The sequence below is a fragment of the Paenibacillus nitricinens genome (genome assembly GCF_052056485.1).
Classification (GTDB): Bacteria; Bacillota; Bacilli; order Paenibacillales; family Paenibacillaceae; genus Paenibacillus_AQ; species Paenibacillus_AQ nitricinens.
On record NZ_CP183948.1, the window covers coordinates 5199968 to 5219450 of the forward strand.

The following is a 19483-nucleotide window of genomic DNA, read 5'->3' on the forward strand; positions in this document are numbered from 1 at the left end:
TCCTCCCTAGGTACATCCTGTCAACATTTCATTGTCTCTCTAGGGCTATAATCTCACTTGCTATTTGTGCCGCACGCAAAAAGTCACCTGACTTTTCCGCCTGAATCATCTCTTCACGCTTCTGATCCATCTTGCGCTGCAGTGGGTATTTCCGTACTTCACGGATACAATCATCCAGCACCTGCATATTCCAGTCCGGAGGTGTATCCATCATGGAAATTGATGTTGCAGTTTTCTCTAGACGATCGTCCTGAAGCGATGATAGAAACCGACTAATGCCGGGTGGTTTGCCTTGCGCGTAATAGGCATATAGATAAGCGGCAATTGCCGCATGATCATCGATGTTGAAATCTTCTCCGAGGCGTTCGCCCACATACGTGGCGGCTTCCGGGTCCTGAATCATAAAGGACAGTAGACGCCGTTCCGCGACATGATAAGCGGGCAGCAAAGTTGGTGTCTGCACTTGCCCTTTTTTATGCCTACCATTATTCCACCTTTTGTCGTTATTATCCCCTTCAGGGATGTTTTTTTGCATCGATGCCCTAAGTAAATTACAATCCTGCTTCAAACTATCATATGAAAGTTCCAGCTCAGAAGCGATTTCCCTTAGGTAAACCTCTCTCTCAGTCGAGGAATGTAACGAAGCAATGACCTCCAAAGCTTCTTTGACGTAGGCAATTTTGCCATCTTCCTCTAGGAGTATATGGTTTTTTTTCAGATATATAAGCTTAAATTTTATGGATGAAACCGCTGAATCAATAACCTGATCCATAAACCTTTCTCCACCATGCTTGGAGATGAATTCATCTGGATCGAGTCCGCTTGGCAGTAAGGCAACTTTCACACGCAGGCCACTGCCTTCAAGCATTGGAATAGACTTTATAGCAGCTGCTTGTCCTGCCCGGTCACCGTCATAAGACAGTACAATTTCATCCGCCAGGCTCTTCATCAGTGCTACATGACTTTCAGTTAAAGAAGTTCCCATTGTTGCTACGCCGTTATGCACACCTGCTTCCCAGGCCGAAATGACATCTCCGTATCCTTCAAAGAGGACGATTTGCCGCGTTTTGCGGATGGATGCTTTGGACTGGTGCAAATTGTATAAAATCCGGCTTTTGTTAAACAGTCTACTCTCTGGAGAATTTAAATACTTAGGTTGTCCTTCTCCATGAATTCTTCCGGCAAACGCAATCACCTTGCCGGTGCGGTTCGCAATCGGAAAAATTATCCGACCACGGAAACGGTCTATATAGCCTTTACCCTCACCCCGGGCAGACAAGAGTCCGCCTTTCTCCATCTCAGCAAGGTCAAAATTCCGTTTCTCCAAAAATTGTAGCAAAGTATCCCAGCGGTCCGGAGCATATCCGATCTGAAACTGGTCAATCATTTTATCGCTGAAGTTCCGGGCTCTTAAATACTCCATTGCGGCTTTGCCGTGTTCCGTATTCTTCAGCAAGTAATGATAAAACTTTGCAGACCATTCATAAGCTTGAATCAACCGATCGCGTTCCGGATCAGGAGGAGACATTAGGCCTCCCTTACCTTCAGGAACGGGAATATCACTTTCTTCAGCCATTATTTTGACGGCTTCGGGGAAGGTTAATCCTTCGATTTCCATCCTAAATTTGATGGCATTTCCACCCATGCCGCAGCCAAAGCAATGAAACACTCCCCGGTCGGGGGTAACTGTAAAGGAAGGGGTTTTCTCAGAATGGAACGGGCAGAGGCCCCATAAATATTTCCCCTGCTTGGACAAATGGACAACCTTACCGACTGTATCGACAATATCATGACGTGCAAGCACGCTTTCGATAACTTCTTCCGGAATATTCCCGTGTCCGCTAGCCACTTCAACCACCTTCAATTCTTAACAAATAAATATAATTCGCTATTGCTCTACATTCTCCTGCAAAAGTATTAAAAGTTTTGTCATTTTATGTTGAAAATATATTTTTTCTTCTGCCGTTATAGGTTTTGGACCCTTCGAGTATTGTCCCCGTCTTCGTTCCACGGCCCTGGCATGCCTGCCTTCCAACATAAAATCCATTTTGGAATCATCATATTCCTGACCACGAAAAGAAAGCACACTGCAACGTTTTCCGAGCGCAAGTGCCGCGAGACCATAGTCTTGAGTCAACACCACATCTCCAGCAGAAATATGATTGGCAATATATAGATCGGCACTTTGATCTCCCCGGTCCACCTGCACAACCGTAACACCTTCTTCAGCTTTCAGTGCATGGTCATAAGAAGATACCATCAGTACCGGCACGCCAAAAGCGCGGCCTACTTCAGCAATCTCTTTTTTGACCGGACAAGCATCCCCATCCACGACTATAGTTCTAGACCGGGACTTCTTCTCCATGATCATCACCAATTTCCCGTGTAATATATATACGCCCTTACCGCAAGAAATCCTTCTTTCTATGCATAAATACGGAACGGATGTCAAATGACGCATTGGCACCGTTCCGTATATTTATACCCCAAACCAACATTCTATACCATAAGACACAAACTTTTCTTATAGATGTTGTTCAAAAAGCTGATCTTTGATCAAATGTCGAATCTTGAAATTCAGCCGGGAACTCCGGTGCTCAGCCGTTTACCAAACCAGCTTGCCAAAATCAGCAAACGCCTTGGAGTCAGCATCAATACCAGCAAGCAAAGCTAAACGGTTAGCACGTATCTGCTCATCCTCTGCCATAACCATAACGGAATCGAAAAATGCTGTAACAGCATCTTTTAGACCCGAGAGAATTCGGAGTGCTTCTTCGGCATTGTTCGCAGACATCGCTTCAAGATACGGTGTGTGTAACTCCTGCCATGTATTATACAGCTCTAGCTCAGCATCTTCTTTAAGTAAAGAAGGATCAATCCCTTCGCTGGTTGCTTTAGCTGCCAGATTACTAACCCGAGTAAGTGAATCCACGGTGATTTTGAAGTCTGCTTGGTCTAACACAGCACCCATAAGCGCACGGCTTCTACCTACAACATCTACCACGTCGTCAAAGCCAGCTGCTGTAACAGCATCCACAACATCATAGCGTACATTGTCGGATAAAAGTCGTTTAACACGCAGACTGAAGAACTCGTACAGGTTTATACGTAGTTCATCGTCAGAATGTTTCGAATTCCCTGAATTTTTATGAATTTCAATCGCAGCTTCAAAAATTTCGCGTAGCGTAATCGGCAATTTATGCTCAAGCACGATTTGAACAATCCCTGCAGCCTGTCGACGCAGTGCGTAAGGATCCTGAGAACCTGTAGGGATGATACCGATGGAGAAGCAGCCTACAATTGTATCGATCTTATCTGCAATGCTGACAACCGATCCAGCATCCGTCGAAGGTACTGCATCTCCTGCGAACCGTGGCTGATAATGTTCGAAGATTGCTTTTGCCACAGTTTCAGGTTCTCCTGCTTTGCGTGCATAATCTTCGCCCATGGTGCCTTGGAGTTCTGGGAATTCATAAACCATTTGAGTGACAAGGTCGAATTTACAAATATCAGCAGTCCGACTTACTTCAGAAAGGGCCCTATCAGACAATCCCAATGTTACAGCAAGACGATCGGAGATTTGGCGAATACGACGCACTTTATCTCCAACACTGCCAAGTTCTTCATGGTAGACGATATTCTCTAGTTTGGCTAGTGCATCATCAATCTTCATCTTTTGATCTTCTTGATAGAAGAATTTGGCATCTGATAGACGAGCACGGAGTACCTTCTCATTTCCCTTAGCAATTACATCCAAAGATACTGCATTTCCGTTACGCACCGTTACGAAGAAAGGCAGAAGCTTGCCTGCTGCATCAAAAACTGGGAAATAGCGCTGATGCTCACGCATCGAAGTTATCAGCACATCTTGCGGAATGTTCAAGAACGATGGGTCAAAGGTTCCAAATAGCACGGTTGGTGTTTCAACTAGAAACAATACTTCCTCCAAAAGATCCTCTTTGATCGCAATCGTCCAGCTTTTTTCTTCAGCCAATTCATTGATTTGTTTCAGGATCAGCTCTTCCCGTTCCTTCACATCTACAAGCACATGCTGCGCACGCAAGCTCTCCACATATTGTGCAGGCTCCGAAATTACAGTCTCTGTTCCCAGAAAACGATGTCCACGGCTCACATTCCCTGCTTTTACATCTGTAATTTCCAAATCAATAATATCTTTGCCGAAAAGAGCAACTAACCAGCGGATCGGACGCACGAATTTAAAATCGTAAGCTCCCCAACGCATGTTTTTCGGAAAAGTCATCGCATTTACTATCCCTAAAAGTCCTTCTGGGAGCAACGAAGCTGTCTCTACCCCAGCACTATTTCTAGTAGCATAAATATACTCTACTCCTGCTAGCTCTTTGAACGTAAATTGCTCTGGGGATACACCTTGACTCCGGGCAAACCCTAATGCAGCTTTGCTCCAGTCTCCGTTTGCATCCAGTGCGATCTTGCGTGACGGCCCTTTGACCTCTTCGCTAATATCCGCTTGCTTCTCAGCCGCATCCTTAACAAAAACAGCGAGACGACGTGGCGTTGCATAAGCAGTAACTCCAGCATGGGTAATCCGTGCAGAATCCAACCACTTGGACGTTCTATCTTGCAGCTGTTCCATCGCAGCGCGGATAAACCGTGCAGGAATTTCCTCCAGACCGATCTCAAACAGGATATCTTTAGACACGGTCAGCACCTTCTTTCTTCAGCAGCGGGAAGCCAAGCTTCTCGCGTTCCTCAAGATATGTTGCCGCTACAGAGCGGGCAAGATTACGCACACGGGTAATAAATCCAGTCCGTTCTGTAACACTGATGGCTCCACGTGCATCCAGCAGATTAAAGCTATGTGAACATTTCAACACGTAATCGTAGGCTGGGAACACAAGATTTTTTTCCATCGCTCTACGCGCTTCTTCTTCGTACATGTTGAACAGTGAAAATAGCATTTTTACATCAGATACTTCAAAGGTGTAAGTAGAATGCTCGAATTCCGGCTGATGAAAAACATCACCATAAGTCATGCCGCTAACCCATTCAAGATCGAATACATTTTCTTTATCTTGAATGTAGGAGGCTAACCGCTCCATACCGTAAGTAATTTCTACAGCAACTGGATTGGCTTCAATCCCACCGACCTGTTGGAAGTAAGTAAACTGAGTGATTTCCATACCATCCAGCCATACTTCCCATCCTAGACCTGCACAACCGAGTGAAGGGTTCTCCCAGTTATCCTCAACAAAACGGATATCATGCAAGAGCGGATCAATACCGAGTGCCTTTAAGCTATCCAAGTAAATCTCTTGAATGTTATCAGGCGATGGTTTGATAATGACTTGAAATTGATGATGCTGATACAGACGGTTCGGATTCTCGCCATAACGACCATCGGATGGGCGACGTGAAGGCTCTACGTACGCAACTCTCCATGGTTCAGGACCTAGTGAGCGTAAAAAAGTCATAGGGTTCATCGTGCCGGCGCCTTTTTCTGTGTCATAAGGCTGTACGATAATACAGTTCTGTTCAGCCCAGAACTGCTGCAGCGTCAAAATCATCTGCTGAAAGTTCATAATACCGTCTCCTTCGCTTTACAAGTTTTTAACTCCATTTGCTTAAAACTTCTTACCATGGAGGCGGCACTTTTCGCTTCTGACAGCAACAAAAAACCCCCGCCCCCATGCCTGATTAACAGACATAGGGACGAGAGTTTAACTTATTCTCCCGCGGTTCCACCCTACTTGATTTCATACCTTGCTTCAGCGATATTACGGCTAAAGACAAGAACGAAATCCACTTTCATTCGCCATATCCGTACTCCCGGGTGCCATGTTCATGAACGTTGTCCCGCCAGGCTCTCACTACCCCCAGCTCGCTGAATCGCAACAATGTCGCTCACTACTTTCCCGATCAATGCACGCTCTCCCGAAATGGAGCAAAACGGCGATCAGATAATCTTATAAAGAAACTGTTCCTATAGTAACGGAAAAATCAGATTTCGTCAAATCTTGTACTTGTCGAGCTGGTCCAGGAAATTCTGTGATTTCAGCTTTAATCCAAGCTGCATATCCATAAAGGCTCGCATAATTTTTTTCAATTCATCTCGGCTGCTTTCTTTGACATCCACATTCCCTAATCTAGTTAGATCAAGTCTGGCGAATAAGCGTAGCAACTTCAACGCACGAGCGGAGACCTCCATTGCTGGAGGATCATTATGATTACAGCTGCGGCAGAGCGCTCCACCAAGGCGAGGGCTTATCAGCAGTTGTTCATCAGGCTTTTCAGCTCCACATATCACACAGGTGTCGAACTCTGGACCATAACCGGCTGCTTGCAAAATCTTCATTTCATAAACATTTATGATAACTCCAGGTTCCTTATCTTCTTCTAGTGCGTTCAAGCAGGCCGTAAGCTGGCGAAACCAGAAGCTTCCCGTCTCCTCATCATGCAGGACTTTATCAAGCAGTTCACAAGCGTAAGATGCATAAGCAGCTTTGATCAAATCCTCACGTAGAGGGTGGTGAGACTTCGTGATTTCGCCGGAATTCAGCGTCCCAAGTCCTCCGTTATTTCTAAAAAAAACAAATTCACCGACGGTGAACAATTGGATCAGTGCAGCATGGCGGCTTTTGACCTTCTTTGCGCCACGCACCAGAACTCCTACTTTTCCCGCGTTCTCGGTGCAAAGCGTAATGATTGCGTTCCCCTCGCCGTAGTCCATGCTGCGGATGACGATCCCTTCCACCCTGTGTAGCATGCCTCTTCCCCCAACCATTCGGCAAGCAACCAGTCCTTATTGCGCTTCTTCATCACAGACCTTCTCTTCTTCCACTAGCTGTAATCCACTGTCTTCAAGTGGATAGCCAGCTTCCTTGTATAGCAGGTAAGCATCGACGTCTCCTGTCATTGCAAAATACTTCCACGAAAAGTTTCGCATTCGTATTCATCCTTTCTTGGGAAAGACGATGTCTCTTCAAGAATTAGGATGTGCGATGAGCCAGGTTCTATCCTTGCAATTCCTGCCAAACGAGGAAGAACGGATATAGATCTTAAAGGTCTTTATGGAAGCCCAAATCCCGCAAAACGCGATCCTGATTGCGCCAGTCTTTTTTCACTTTTACCCATAGCTCCAGAAAAATCTTCGAACCCAAAAGGTTCTCAATATCTGTCCGAGCACGTCTTCCAACCTCTTTCAGCAGCGCACCTTGCTTACCGATAATAATCCCCTTCTGAGAATCACGTTCAACAAAAATAACGGCAGACACATGGACCACACCATTCGGCTCAACCCTCATATCTTCGATGGCCACGGCAATGGAATGCGGTACTTCTTCGCGCGTCAAATGCAGAATCTTCTCACGGATTAGCTCTGCGCACACAAATTGCTCAGGGTGATCCGTAATTTGATCTTCTGGGTAGTACTGCGGACCTTCCGGCAAGTACTTAGCGACTTGCTCTAACAGCGTGTTAACATTGCTACCCATCTTAGCAGAAATTGGAATGATTTCAGCAAAGTTATGCAGCTTGTTATACTGAGCCATAAGTGGGAGCAAGGCTTCCGGCTCTATTTTATCGATCTTGTTGAGTACAAGAATAACTGGCGTCTTAAGTCCGTTTAATTGCTCAGCAATGTATCGGTCTCCACCGCCCAAACCATCTGCAGCATCCACAAGGAACAGCACAGCCTCAACTTCACCCAGCGTGCTCATTGCAGTTTGGTTCATGTAGTCGCCTAGCTTGGACTGTCTTTTATGAATACCTGGTGTGTCCAGGAACACGATTTGCGAATTATTCGTTGTATAGACCCCATGGATTTTGTTTCTAGTGGTCTGTGGCTTATCCGACATGATTGCAATCTTCTGTCCAATAACCTGGTTCATGAGTGTCGATTTGCCTACGTTCGGTCTGCCGATAATTGCGACAAAGCCTGATTTGAATTTCATATTATCTTCCTTCCATACTTTCCTTCTAAATTTACGTTCAAAAATCTTCCAAGATCTTTTTCGATCCCCTAAATCCCCCTTAGCCAAGGGGGACCCCATGGGCCCCGGCCCTCTGGACACCCGGAAATGGGCATACCTGCAACGTTCGACGGATTAGAGAGACGATCGTGCATGAGCGCTTTCGTCCCTTATTGGGGACACGCTTACTGTCGCTTATGAACACAGTCCGCATTAAGCTTACCATGGATAAAGATTACTAAGATGCAGATTGCAGGCAGGGGTTCAAATTACGATGTGCAAAAAATCTCTGGCGGCTTTTGCCGCGGCGCTTACCTTGTAATGTTACTCTAATAACACATAGTTTGCACCAGATTAGCCTAACTTGGTAGAACTGGAGCATTTTTAATTGTACTTTGTACAACTAATTTGAGTTTGAGTTTATGTTTTTGGTGTTTTAGTTGTATTCTGTGCAAATTGGTCCAGTCTTAAGAGCCAAATACGGACTATATCATAAATTTAATTGCACTATCTGCAACTAAATTCATTGTTGTGCGAAAGAGTAGCAATGTAACTGTACATTGTGCAATTAAAGTAGCAACCTTCGTCATTTTATTCCAGAGCTTGTCCTTGCTTCAGATCTATGGGACCAAAAGCGCCGGGAAGTAATTCTCCCACCGTGGTCTCAACAATATCGCCTTTCATGTTTCCAAGGATAACCTTCATGTCTGGTGAACACAACTCAATCAGAACTTGGCGGCATACACCACAAGGAGATACGGGGCCATCGGAATCGGCAACAACGGCAATTGCCTTGAAAGAACCGATAGCATGACCGTCGGCGATGGCACGGAATAAAGCGGTTCGCTCCGCACAGTTGGTTGGGCCAAAAGCAGCATTTTCTACATTACATCCGTGATGAATATGACCATCCTGATCAAGGAGGGCGGCTCCAACTCCGAATCGGGAGTAAGGAATATATGCCTTAGCACGTGCTTTAATCGCTTCTTGCATAAGAAGAGTGGAATCCATATTGGGGTCCTCCTAAAGTTTTGTTTAGCGTTACATCATGGAATTACTTCGTACAAAACTCACTTCGAGAGCATCCACTTAGTTTTGTTAGCGTCTCAACCTGGAATTACTTCGTACAAAACTCGCTTCCTAAACATCCAGTAACCAAAGAGGCGGAATCGCAAAACGCGGGTCCGCCTCTCCCCTAAATTGAATTGTAACCTGATTATGACATAAGTCCGCTAATCCAGTCCATCACCGGGTGGTAAAAAACATAGACCCCGACTAAGACAGCAAACACCGCCGTAAGAAGCACAGCTCCTGCGGCGGTATCTTTTGCTCTCTTAGCCAGCGGATGAATCTCCGGCGAGATCAGGTCTACCGTCGCCTCGATTGCCGTATTGAGCAGCTCGGCAGTTAAGACAAGCGTAATGGAGAAGAGCAGCAGCATCCAACTGGCCAGAGGAAGTCTGAACACGGCAGCGGCAACAAGTACAACCACAGCCAAACAGCAATGCACCTTCATGTTAAGCTCCGATTTGAATGCCGACACGATGCCTTGCGATGCAAACCGAAAAGAGTGCCAGAACTTCTTGTGTCCTACCGCCGTGTTCTTCACCATTAGCGAGTCAACCCAACCTGAGCTAGTACCTTCTCTTGTTTAGACATCATCTCTGCCTCTGAAGCTTCATCCTGATGATCATATCCTAACAAATGCAGAAATCCGTGCACAAAGAGGAAACCAAGCTCACGCTCCAGCGAATGACCATATTCCTGCGCTTGCTCCTGAGCACGAGTTACGGAAATGATGATATCTCCCAGTACATCCGGAACATCTTCCAGTGCTTCGCCCTCTTCTACTTCGTATATAATGTCCAGCTCGTCCTCTCCGCTTTCATTCATGGCAAAAGAAAGTACGTCCGTCGGACGGTCAATTCCCCGGTACTCCAAGTTCAACTCATGAATACGAGTGTTATCGACAAAAGTAAGCGCAACCTCCCCCTGATCGATCCCTTCCGCTTCACCTGCTTTTTTCAAAATACTCTCCAGCAGTGCGATGAGATCGTCCTTTATCTCGTATTCTTCTTGCTCGTTATCCCAAACGATCTCTAAACTCATGGATTAGCTGCCCCTTCCTCTTTTTTCGGCTTACGCACATCTTCTGGGTATTCGATCCGTGAATGAAAAATCCCCATGACCGTTTCTTTCAGCGTCCGTGCAATAATGTCCAATTCTTTAATCGTTAAATCACATTCGTCAAACTGATGATCATCCAGTCGACTTTTAATAATTTTCTCAATCATCGTTTCCACCTGAAGGACGGTTGGTTTGCGTAAGGATCGTACCGCAGCTTCAACACTGTCGGCGATTCCTACAACAGCCGATTCCTTCGACTGAGCTTTCGGGCCAGGATAACGGAAATCTTCCTCGGTAAAATCAGGCTCAACACCTTTTTCTTCCGCCAGCTTCAGAGCCTTATGGTAAAAATAATGCAGGAACGTAGTGCCATGATGCTGCTCAGCAATATCACGAATCGGTTTGGGCAGCTTATATTCCCGTTGCATTTCCACCCCATCGCGGGCGTGAGCTACAATGATAGATTTACTAAGCTTCGGTTCAATAGAGTCATGCGGGTTTTCCATATTATTCTGATTCTCAATAAAATAAAACGGACGTTTTGTTTTGCCTATATCATGATAATACGACCCCACACGGCACAATAGGCCATCTGCTCCAATCGCTTCTGCGGCCGCTTCTGACAGGTTACCTACCATGACGCTATGGTGATAGGTTCCTGGTGTTTCCGTAAGAAGCTTGCGCAATAAGGGATGGTTCGGATTAGACAACTCTACCAGCTTCAGGGCAGATAGAATACCAAAGGTAGCTTCAAAGAAAGGCATCAGACCAATCACAAGCACTGCGGTCAAAAGTCCGCTCGCAAAAGCAAAACCAACGGCATACAGCGTGCTTACATCTTTCCATTCACCACCAGCTAAGAGGGTCAGCATAAAGACGGTCACACAGCCAAAAAGGGATACCATAATCCCGCCTTTTAATAATGTGGAACGCTGGCCTGCACGATGAGTGGCAAAAATAGCTACATAACAAACAACAATTGAAAAGAAGCCAAAGGTAAAATCAAACACCGAATTCTGCTGAACATTCAAAATGATACTGGCAAGTATACTGATCAGGATAGAACAGAAATATGCTAATGTCATATCCAGAAGCATGGTAATCAGCATAGCACCAATGGCTACTGGAGCCAGATACCCGAGATAGGAATGGACATCCGTCTGCAAAATTGCGGTCAACCGCATGGAAATGATCGTAATAACAAACACAAGCACCAGCATTAATAACTGGGAATTGTTATACTTGAAGCCCGCGGTTCCACCCGAGTAACGGATAAACACCATCAGACCCGCAGATAGCATGGTAGAAAGTAATAGTAATCCAACTTGAGGCCAATAGTTGACCTCATTACTTAGCAGGCCATTCTCATCCAAAAGGGCGTAGAGCTCAGGGGTGATTTTTTGACCTTTAGCGACGAGGACGTCGCCTTGCTCAATAAACACATCAGGTGTGTTCTCACGAGCCTGCACCTTTGCTTCCTTCGTTGCATCTTCGTCATAGAACTTATTGCTTGTAATAACAAGCCGGACTAACTCCTGCACAACCTCACGCGCCGTGCGCTGACTCAGAGAGCTGATACTGACCTGCTCCGCCACTTTGGCGCGCGCAGTCTGGGCATCCGTGATTTGATCGTTCATCAGCCTAGTCACAATATCACGAGCGACAGGCTTCATTTCGATAATGTCCTGAGAGGTCAGTCGCGGAATCTTAATGTAAGTTTCATCTGGAATGACATAGGTCTGCTCTTTTATGACAGATTGCATTTCCTCCAAAAGATGATCGGAATAAGTGCCTCCGCCCCGATTGGAGGCTATGAAATTCAAAATAAAATCATTGGCTCTCTGCGGGATCTCATCACGATAAATCTCAGTCTTATCGCTTTGTGAAATCAAATCATCCTGATTCAGGCGATCAATCCGGTCCAGCAGCGATGTCACAAGATTATCAGCCCTCATCGGGATAATTTTATACTTAGGAGATACACCTTCGGCCGCTTCTTCCGCCGCCTTTAGTGTTGCCTTCTTGTCCAAAATTTGCTTGGGCGCTGTAATCTCCTTCGCGCTTAGCGTATTCTCTTTAATATCGTACCGCTTAGGCAGTAGATCGGGCGACAGACTAAAGTAGAACACAAGTCCGAGTAACAGGAAAAGAGCATAGCGTGTCGCCGCGCTATACTTCCATCCGTTGTTCGTATATACAAATCCGCTTAATTTAGATGGTTGCTTTGAAGCCATGAAGACAATCCCCTTTATTGGAGGTTTTCGGCAGAGCGGTCATAGGCAACGATAATTTTCTGCACCAGGGAATGCCGTACTACATCCTGCTCCGCAAAATAAACAAAACCGAGTTCTTCTATGCCGGATAAAATCGCTTTAGCCTCAATTAAACCGGATTTCTTGCCGCGAGGCAGGTCAATCTGGGTAACGTCACCCGTAATCACCATTTTGGACCCGAAGCCGAGTCGAGTCAAAAACATTTTCATTTGCTCAGGCGTTGTATTCTGGGCTTCATCCAAAATAATAAATGAATCGTCCAACGTACGACCACGCATATAAGCGAGCGGAGCAATTTCAATCAATCCCCGTTCAAGCGCCTTAGCCACCTGATCTGGCCCCATAACGTCGTATAAGGCATCATATAACGGACGGAGGTATGGATCTACCTTTTCTTGCAAATCCCCTGGGAGGAACCCTAGACTCTCTCCTGCTTCTACTGCTGGGCGCGTAAGAATGATACGCTTAACAGAACCTTCTTTTAGTGCCGTAACTGCAAGCACTACCGCCAGGTAGGTCTTACCCGTTCCTGCAGGACCGATTCCGAATACAATATCACGCTTCTTGATCGTTGTCACATAATGTTTCTGGCCAATCGTTTTGACACGGATAGGCTTTCCACGAAAAGTTGTTGTAATTTCTCCCTTGAACAAATCGAGCAATTGATCGACTCGAAAGTCTTTCGCCAGCTCCACAGCGTACTGCACATCACGTTCAGTAAGTATGTAACCGCTCCGAATGAGGGACAGCAACACATTAAACAATTGTCCCAGCATGTCTACTTCCCGCTCCGCACCACGTATCGTTAACTCTGCTTCACGGGAATCAATAATAGCAGGAATTTCACTCTCGATGATTTTTAGGAATCCATCTTGCGGGCCGAACAACGATTGCGCTTCTCCCGCATTTTGCAAAGTAATACGAATGCTTGCAGTCTGTTCTGACAAGTAGCCTCATTCTCCTCAATTGTTTACTATTGGCAGTTCTTCGGAAATTTTCTCTTCTACTTCAAAGATCACTTTCATATAAACTTTACCATTCTCTTTCTTCTCATGCAAAACTTTTTGACTTTTGATGACGCTATCAACGCCATAACGCGCCAAAATATCATTCTTCGCTCGCTCTATTCCCTTTTCAAATCCAGCCTCTGGAGTTAATGTCTCACTTGTTTCACTAATCTCCATTTCTTTCTCAGTCATTAGGCCCAGCGGCAGCTTAAAGGACCGCCAGGATAGCGGATCGTGCTCAATAAGCGTTCGTGATTTCTCAAAAGGAGAATCGCCATAACCCCATAGCTGGATAGCCCATTTGCCAAGCACCAGATAGGTTCGATCCTTACGATCCCCTGTATATGAACTATTTGTTGTTGTAAGAGGCACCTCTATATTGTATTCATGCCACACTAGACCCTTAACTTCACCTTTAGCCACCACGTACTGTACATTCTCTTCGTCGCCTAAAGCACCCGAAATCAGGATATCCCCTTTTTTGACCCGTGAGTTACGCGCTACAACCGGTCTGCCCTGCTCCGCATATATTTCAGTTACCACCGCATCTGTTCTGCTAATCAAATGCCGCTGGCTAAGAAGAGGTTTAATATCCGGCTGTTTAGATTCTACCACCTGAATTTTAATGCTCGTCCCCGTCCGCTGCACCCCTATCCATGAAACGCCGGGTAATTGGGCTAGGAGCCCCTTAGAGAGCTTGTCCGGCTCATCCAGACGCCATATCCATTGAAAAGGATACACCCCCTCCTGACGAGCAGCTGCCAATATATCCTCAGAAGCAATTTTTTCATTCCCCTCGACTCTAATGCTCCATACCATCGTGGATAACATAAAGAGCATAATCCCGAATACCAATATTCCCATGCCAAAAAATTTACGTTTCCAAAGCCGCGCCATCAAAAAAGGCAGTCCGCTTCTTCCTGTAACGTGCATCCGACAGCCTGTCTTCTTTAAAATCGGACGGAGGACATAAAAATCATTCAGAAGCAGCTTAAGGGAAGCGCCGCCCTCAGCGGGCCTCACATCCCAAATCACTATACCTGCTTCAGAAATGACATTAATGAATCTCTCCACCTGAGGCCCCGTCACATGCAGTGTAACGGATCCCCGCAATGATGAAAGAGGTGGTTCCTTCATGATTTCCCCTCGCTTTCTTTATATCTGATCTCTCCGATAATGCCTTCTACCGCCAGCTCCTGGCCAAGAATATTGCGAATGACAAGATCCTCGCCCGTGATTTCAAGCGATCCATTAGCTAACGCGAGCTTAAGCTGGCCTGAGGAAAAATGCAGCACGCCGCGATGATTCTCGATATACAGTTCTTTATTGCCGATCAGGGTGATCCGGGGCATTTCCTGTAGTAAGTCCTGTGGTAAATCGAGCACCCCGTTTGTCCATCCCCGCAGCCTGCGGCCAATACGGGTCATAAGTAGACGTTCCCCCTTCCTGCCTTCTGTACACCTTATGCGGCAACACTTTTGTTTATGAGAAGAAGTAATAAAGGAGCAGCATTCAGGTATAAAAAACATAAAAAAAGCCTCAGCTTTCCTATCGTTAAGATAAGAAAACTAAGGCTTAAAATTGTTACTTTGACCGAAAATTACGATCTTCGGGTGGAATGCGGCTGGCGCGCGCGCGGAGGTCCTAGAATCTCCGCCCAAACCACACCATTGCGCAGCTCACCCCTATTTGCTGTTCTATTTGACTCGACAGCTGTGTCAGAGGATGTGCTCTTCGTCTTCTCCGATTTGGAATCTGCTCCCGCGATTCCATCAAAAGCAGCTTGAATACGCCGCACCTCTTCTTGCATTTTTTGCGTGCGCAATTCAACTCCGTCATCAGCGTGCTCCAAAGACATACCTTCTCCAGTAGAATAATCTGGTGTCGGGATGTACGCAGGCTCTGGAAAGGCAGGTGATGCATCATACTCGCGGGAGGATGTAGTCACAGGAGTTGGAAACCCACTCCTAGACTGTTCAGGGTGGTCTCCGCTCCCATCCACATCCTTATTACGACGTAAAGGATTCTCATCTCCTCCACCAAAAGTGGGCATTCCTCCACGTGTAGCACCTTTAGGTTTGTTCTTCGCAGCCTTGTTCACATTGGATACAATCGCGAAGATAATTACCGCAACGATATAGATCCAGCTCATGGAGATTCACATCCCCTTTTATTTATTATTGTTAGGACGGTTATTGTCGTCCTGATCATTCATTTTGCCGAGGGAGCCTCGCATTTGTGTATCCGCCTCGATATTTTTGATGTTCATGTAGTCCATCACACCGATTTGACCATTTCTGAGCGCCTCTGCCATCGCCATAGGCACCTGAGATTCAGCTTCCACAACAAGCGCCTTCATTTCAACAACGCGTGCCTTCATCTCTTGCTCATGAGCGACAGCCATTGCTCTGCGTTCTTCAGCCTTAGCTTGTGCAATACGTTTATCCGCTTCTGCTTGTTCGGTTTGAAGATAAGCACCGATGTTCTTACCTACATCGATATCCGCAATATCAATGGAGAGGATCTCAAAAGCCGTACCGGAATCCAAACCTTTGGCCAAAACTGTACGTGAGATCGAATCTGGATTCTCCAAAACATCTTTATGCGAATCACTCGAACCTACCGTAGTTACAATACCCTCACCGACCCGGGCAATAATCGTTTCTTCACCAGCACCACCAACGAGACGGTCAATATTAGCACGAACAGTAACCCTTGCTTTTACTTTAACCTCAATACCATTCTTAGCTACAGCCGCTACAATAGGTGTTTCGATCACACGTGGATTTACACTCATCTGAACGGCCAGAAGTACGTCACGTCCTGCGAGGTCAATTGCTGCTGCGCGAGTGAATTCCAAAGGAATGTCTGCACGCTGAGCGGCAATCAGGGCATTAACCACCCGGTCTACATTACCACCAGCGAGATAGTGACTCTCCAGTTGATTAATGTTAAGTCCAAGACCAGCTTTTGTCGCTTTAATCATAGGATTAACAATCCGACTTGGTGTTACACGACGCAGTCTCATCGCTACTAACGTAATAATACTAATTCTAACCCCTGACGCCAATGCAGAAATCCAGAGCATGACCGGGAAGAAGCTTAAAAAGACACTCAACAAAATGACTACGACTACCGCAATCAACAAAAAAGTAATTAAAGATGCTTCCATAACTTTACAACCTCCAGTAAATTATTGTGGAGCTACTATTCGCCATACCTTTTATCTTTTACCTTATTCCTTAATTTCCTTCACCACAATCCGTCCGCCCTCAACTTTTACAACAGAGACCGGTGCATTAACGCTAATAAAGCTGCCTTCAGTAACGACATCTACCCGCTCGCCGCCAATCATAGCCGTTCCGGATGGACGAAGTGGTGTAATACTGTTTCCTATAGCTCCAACTAAGCTTAACTTCTCTTCAACAGGTACAAATCCCTGATCTTTGGAGAGCGTATCCTTCAAAATAAACCTATTCCAAATTCCACGTTCTTTAAATGCGACAGCCACAATCACAATGACTACTGTTGCAGCCGCGAATGCGATACCGAGACTAAACAATGCATGTGTGAAGCTGTATGCTGCGCGTACGACACCTGCCACAAGGCTGACGGAACCTAGTATTCCCAATATCCCAAAGCTCGGCACGAACAGCTCCAGCACAAGCATGACAAGTCCGATGATGAACAAAAGCCAAGTCTCTGATCCGGCAAACCCTGCTACAGAATTTCCGAAAAAATATAAAACAAAGGCTAATGTCCCAATAATCCCAGGTGCACCGAAGCCCGGAACGATCAACTCAATCACAATGCCTGTAATCCCGATGAATAGCAGAATCGTCATAATAATCGGATTTGTCAGAAATTGCGACATTTTCTCGGCACCCGTATGCTCCACACGAAAAATATCATCTGTAGTATAACCTAACCAAGTAATTGCCTCTTCTGGAGTGGTTGTAATTTGATCAGCATAACCAGCTTTTAAAGCTTCGTCACTAGACAAGGCAATAATTTCGCCCTGCGCTTTAGATACGCCTAGATCTGGCTTATCCACAACCAAATTACTATCGACCATTCCCGCAGCAATATCAGGATCACGCTCATTTAAAGCAGCGGCTCCAATCATTTTTGATTTCCAGTAGGACACCATCTTCGCGTCTTCTACTTTCTGGCCGCCACTATCTACTAGAGATGCAGAACCGATCATGCTGCCCGGCTTCATGATGATTGCACCTGCGTTAAGTGCTATGTAACTGCCTGCGGAAGCGGCATCACCTTTAATAAAAGCTGCGGTAGGTATGTCACTATCTCTTACCATCGTCCCAATCTGTTCTGCTGAACTCACCAGTCCCCCCGGTGTATCCACCTCCAGTACAATTAGAACCGCTCCATAATTAGCAGCTTCTGCGAACCCTCTTTCCAAAAAGCTTTGCAGACCTCTTTCAATTTTTTGATCAACCGGAATAATAAACACCGGGCCTTTCTTCATCTCACCATTCGCAGCCTTTGGTGCTTTTGGCACGGTTACATCAGCGCTTACATTCGGGATAAACGGCGTTAAGAGCAGTAGCAGTAAAACAACCGGAATGCTGGCTAACATAATTTTCCGTAATCTTTTCAATGTTTTTACCTCCCTTCTTCAATTTGACCCGGGACACATACACTTTATTACGTTGTAAGCGTAATTACGTTTCAAAACAAAGAAAAGCACCCCTTTTGCAAGGGGTGCTGGCGCTATATTATTGCAGAAATTGCTGAACCGCTTGGTTCACGAGTTTACCATCGGCGCGACCTTTGACCTTAGGCATCAGTGCGCTCATGACCTTACCCATTTCACTTTTCGAAGAAGCACCGGTTTCCTGGATGGTCTGCTGTACAATTGCTTTAATTTCTTCTTCGGAAAGTTGCTCGGGAAGATACTTAATAATAATCTCGATTTCTGCCTTCGTACTCGCGGCAAGCTCATCGCGACCCGCTGATTCAAATTCTTGGAGGGCATCTTTGCGCTGTTTGATTTCACGACTAAGGATATCAAGCACTTCGTTGTCGTCCAATGTTCTCTTCAAATCTATTTCAAGATACTTTATTGTAGAACGAACCATTCGAATCGTGGAGAGCGTGAACTTGTCCTTACTCTTCATCGCTTGCTTCATATCTTCGTTCAATCTCTCGCTAAGATTCATGCGTGGGTAATCCTCCTAAAACTTTCTCTTACGAGCAGCCTCAGACTTCAGCTTTTTCTTAACGCTTGGCTTTTCGTAATGTTTGCGTTTCTTCACCTCAGCCAAGACACCATCTTTTGCGATGGAACGTTTAAAGCGACGAAGTGCAGCATCAATTGTCTCGTTTTTGCGAACTTTCGTTTCAGACACAGTTTCCCCTCCCTCCGACCATACCGTCCAAGAGCATAACACGGTTTATCAAATTCCATTATAGGTCAAACGGAAATAGGGTGTCAACCTTCGTGTTATTCTTTTTTTCTGGCAAGTTCTTCAACATTTAATGATTGTACTATGCGTGAGAAGCTGAGTTTCCTGTGAGAGCTCCCAGCTTGGCCCCACCAAGCAAGTGATAATGAAGATGAGGCACAGCTTGTCCACTATCAGGACCACAATTATTGATCAAACGATAACCAGACTCGGCAATCCCAAGGTCGATAGCGATCTGTTGCGCTACACTGTGAATTTCCGCAATTAACGGAAGATCCTCAGGTGTGACATCATTCATGGAAGCAATGAACTTCTTTGGAATGATCAACACATGTACCGGTGCAGCCGGCTCGATGTCGTAGAATGCAAGAATACGTTCGTTCTCAAATACTTTTTTGGAAGGAATAGTACCCTCAATAATTTTGCTAAACACGGTCTCCATAGAGTGCTTGCCTCCTAAAAATTGGTGAAATTTCACTTCATCATAAGATAATCATACAGGATAATCACCAATTACGAAAGACGCTAGAAGATTCAACATCCGCACGCTAGAGCTGTATCTATTACAGAATGAAATCCATTAACCATTGAAGTGGAGCTATATATACACCCGTAGGGTTAAAAATGGCAAAAAAAAGAGAAACACCCTTCACAGCTTATAAAGCTGATTCGGCGGCGGACGTATGAAAAGGATTAAA

20 protein-coding genes are annotated in these 19483 nt (G+C 45.6%); all 20 read right to left on the bottom strand.

All coding sequences use genetic code 11. The annotated features are described in order from the left end of the window. Nucleotides 1-28: 28 nt before the first annotated feature. Nucleotides 29-1849 carry a DNA primase gene (dnaG, locus tag ACN6KS_RS23275; RefSeq protein ID WP_094870324.1) on the bottom strand — a complete coding sequence of 607 codons (1821 nt, stop codon included), beginning with the start codon at nucleotides 1847-1849 and terminating at the stop codon, nucleotides 29-31. Between the two features lie 39 nt (nucleotides 1850-1888). Then, nucleotides 1889-2365: a YaiI/YqxD family protein gene (locus tag ACN6KS_RS23280; protein ID WP_094870349.1), complete on the bottom strand. Its 477-nt coding sequence runs from the start codon at nucleotides 2363-2365 to the stop codon at nucleotides 1889-1891. 240 nt (nucleotides 2366-2605) lie between these two features. Continuing rightward, nucleotides 2606-4681: a glycine--tRNA ligase subunit beta gene (gene glyS / locus ACN6KS_RS23285; RefSeq protein ID WP_440960609.1), complete on the bottom strand. Its 2076-nt coding sequence runs from the start codon at nucleotides 4679-4681 to the stop codon at nucleotides 2606-2608. Then, the gene (gene glyQ / locus ACN6KS_RS23290; RefSeq protein ID WP_094870322.1) at nucleotides 4674-5561 is read right to left on the bottom strand and encodes a glycine--tRNA ligase subunit alpha; all 888 of its coding nucleotides are present in this window, start codon (nucleotides 5559-5561) and stop codon (nucleotides 4674-4676) included. Before glyQ ends, glyS begins: the two co-directional genes overlap by 8 nt. Before the next feature lie 428 nt (nucleotides 5562-5989). Then, nucleotides 5990-6745 (bottom strand): DNA repair protein RecO, encoded by a 756-nt coding sequence (recO, locus tag ACN6KS_RS23295; RefSeq protein WP_440960610.1) that lies wholly within the window; start codon nucleotides 6743-6745, stop codon nucleotides 5990-5992. A 36-nt stretch (nucleotides 6746-6781) separates the two neighbouring features. Then, the gene (locus ACN6KS_RS23300) at nucleotides 6782-6925 is read right to left on the bottom strand and encodes a YqzL family protein (protein WP_076117313.1); all 144 of its coding nucleotides are present in this window, start codon (nucleotides 6923-6925) and stop codon (nucleotides 6782-6784) included. A 112-nt stretch (nucleotides 6926-7037) separates the two neighbouring features. Beyond that, nucleotides 7038-7931 (bottom strand): GTPase Era, encoded by an 894-nt coding sequence (gene era, locus ACN6KS_RS23305; RefSeq protein WP_042190933.1) that lies wholly within the window; start codon nucleotides 7929-7931, stop codon nucleotides 7038-7040. A gap of 609 nt (nucleotides 7932-8540) precedes the next feature. Then, a complete protein-coding gene (locus tag ACN6KS_RS23310) occupies nucleotides 8541-8960 on the bottom strand; it encodes a cytidine deaminase (RefSeq protein WP_440960611.1) in 420 nt (139 codons plus the stop codon). A gap of 205 nt (nucleotides 8961-9165) precedes the next feature. Then, on the bottom strand, nucleotides 9166-9561 hold the full coding sequence (locus ACN6KS_RS23315) for a diacylglycerol kinase family protein (protein WP_042130323.1): 396 nt from the start codon (nucleotides 9559-9561) through the stop codon (nucleotides 9166-9168). Continuing rightward, a complete protein-coding gene (gene ybeY, locus ACN6KS_RS23320; RefSeq protein ID WP_094870319.1) occupies nucleotides 9561-10058 on the bottom strand; it encodes an rRNA maturation RNase YbeY in 498 nt (165 codons plus the stop codon). Before ybeY ends, ACN6KS_RS23315 begins: the two co-directional genes overlap by 1 nt. Then, on the bottom strand, nucleotides 10055-12310 hold the full coding sequence (locus tag ACN6KS_RS23325; RefSeq protein ID WP_094870318.1) for an HD family phosphohydrolase: 2256 nt from the start codon (nucleotides 12308-12310) through the stop codon (nucleotides 10055-10057). Before ACN6KS_RS23325 ends, ybeY begins: the two co-directional genes overlap by 4 nt. A gap of 14 nt (nucleotides 12311-12324) precedes the next feature. Beyond that, nucleotides 12325-13296, bottom strand: coding sequence for a PhoH family protein (locus ACN6KS_RS23330; RefSeq protein WP_042190944.1), 972 nt, complete (start codon nucleotides 13294-13296; stop codon nucleotides 12325-12327). Between the two features lie 15 nt (nucleotides 13297-13311). Continuing rightward, nucleotides 13312-14493, bottom strand: coding sequence for a sporulation protein YqfD (gene yqfD, locus ACN6KS_RS23335; protein WP_094870317.1), 1182 nt, complete (start codon nucleotides 14491-14493; stop codon nucleotides 13312-13314). Next, the gene (gene yqfC / locus ACN6KS_RS23340; RefSeq protein ID WP_094870316.1) at nucleotides 14490-14783 is read right to left on the bottom strand and encodes a sporulation protein YqfC; all 294 of its coding nucleotides are present in this window, start codon (nucleotides 14781-14783) and stop codon (nucleotides 14490-14492) included. The genes yqfD and yqfC overlap by 4 nt, the downstream gene beginning before the upstream one ends. A gap of 173 nt (nucleotides 14784-14956) precedes the next feature. Beyond that, nucleotides 14957-15508, bottom strand: a complete 552-nt coding sequence (locus ACN6KS_RS23345) for a hypothetical protein (RefSeq protein WP_094870315.1) — start codon at nucleotides 15506-15508, stop codon at nucleotides 14957-14959. An 18-nt stretch (nucleotides 15509-15526) separates the two neighbouring features. After that, nucleotides 15527-16528 carry a flotillin-like protein FloA gene (gene floA / locus ACN6KS_RS23350; protein ID WP_060621995.1) on the bottom strand — a complete coding sequence of 334 codons (1002 nt, stop codon included), beginning with the start codon at nucleotides 16526-16528 and terminating at the stop codon, nucleotides 15527-15529. 63 nt (nucleotides 16529-16591) lie between these two features. Beyond that, a complete protein-coding gene (locus ACN6KS_RS23355; RefSeq protein WP_094876468.1) occupies nucleotides 16592-17956 on the bottom strand; it encodes an NfeD family protein in 1365 nt (454 codons plus the stop codon). A gap of 139 nt (nucleotides 17957-18095) precedes the next feature. Then, complete coding sequence (locus ACN6KS_RS23360; protein ID WP_042190953.1) at nucleotides 18096-18539, bottom strand: GatB/YqeY domain-containing protein; 444 nt, start codon at nucleotides 18537-18539, stop codon at nucleotides 18096-18098. A 15-nt stretch (nucleotides 18540-18554) separates the two neighbouring features. Beyond that, nucleotides 18555-18728 (bottom strand): 30S ribosomal protein S21, encoded by a 174-nt coding sequence (gene rpsU / locus ACN6KS_RS23365; RefSeq protein ID WP_036657994.1) that lies wholly within the window; start codon nucleotides 18726-18728, stop codon nucleotides 18555-18557. 139 nt (nucleotides 18729-18867) lie between these two features. Next, nucleotides 18868-19227: a histidine triad nucleotide-binding protein gene (locus tag ACN6KS_RS23370; RefSeq protein WP_042130338.1), complete on the bottom strand. Its 360-nt coding sequence runs from the start codon at nucleotides 19225-19227 to the stop codon at nucleotides 18868-18870. Nucleotides 19228-19483: the final 256 nt, after the last annotated feature.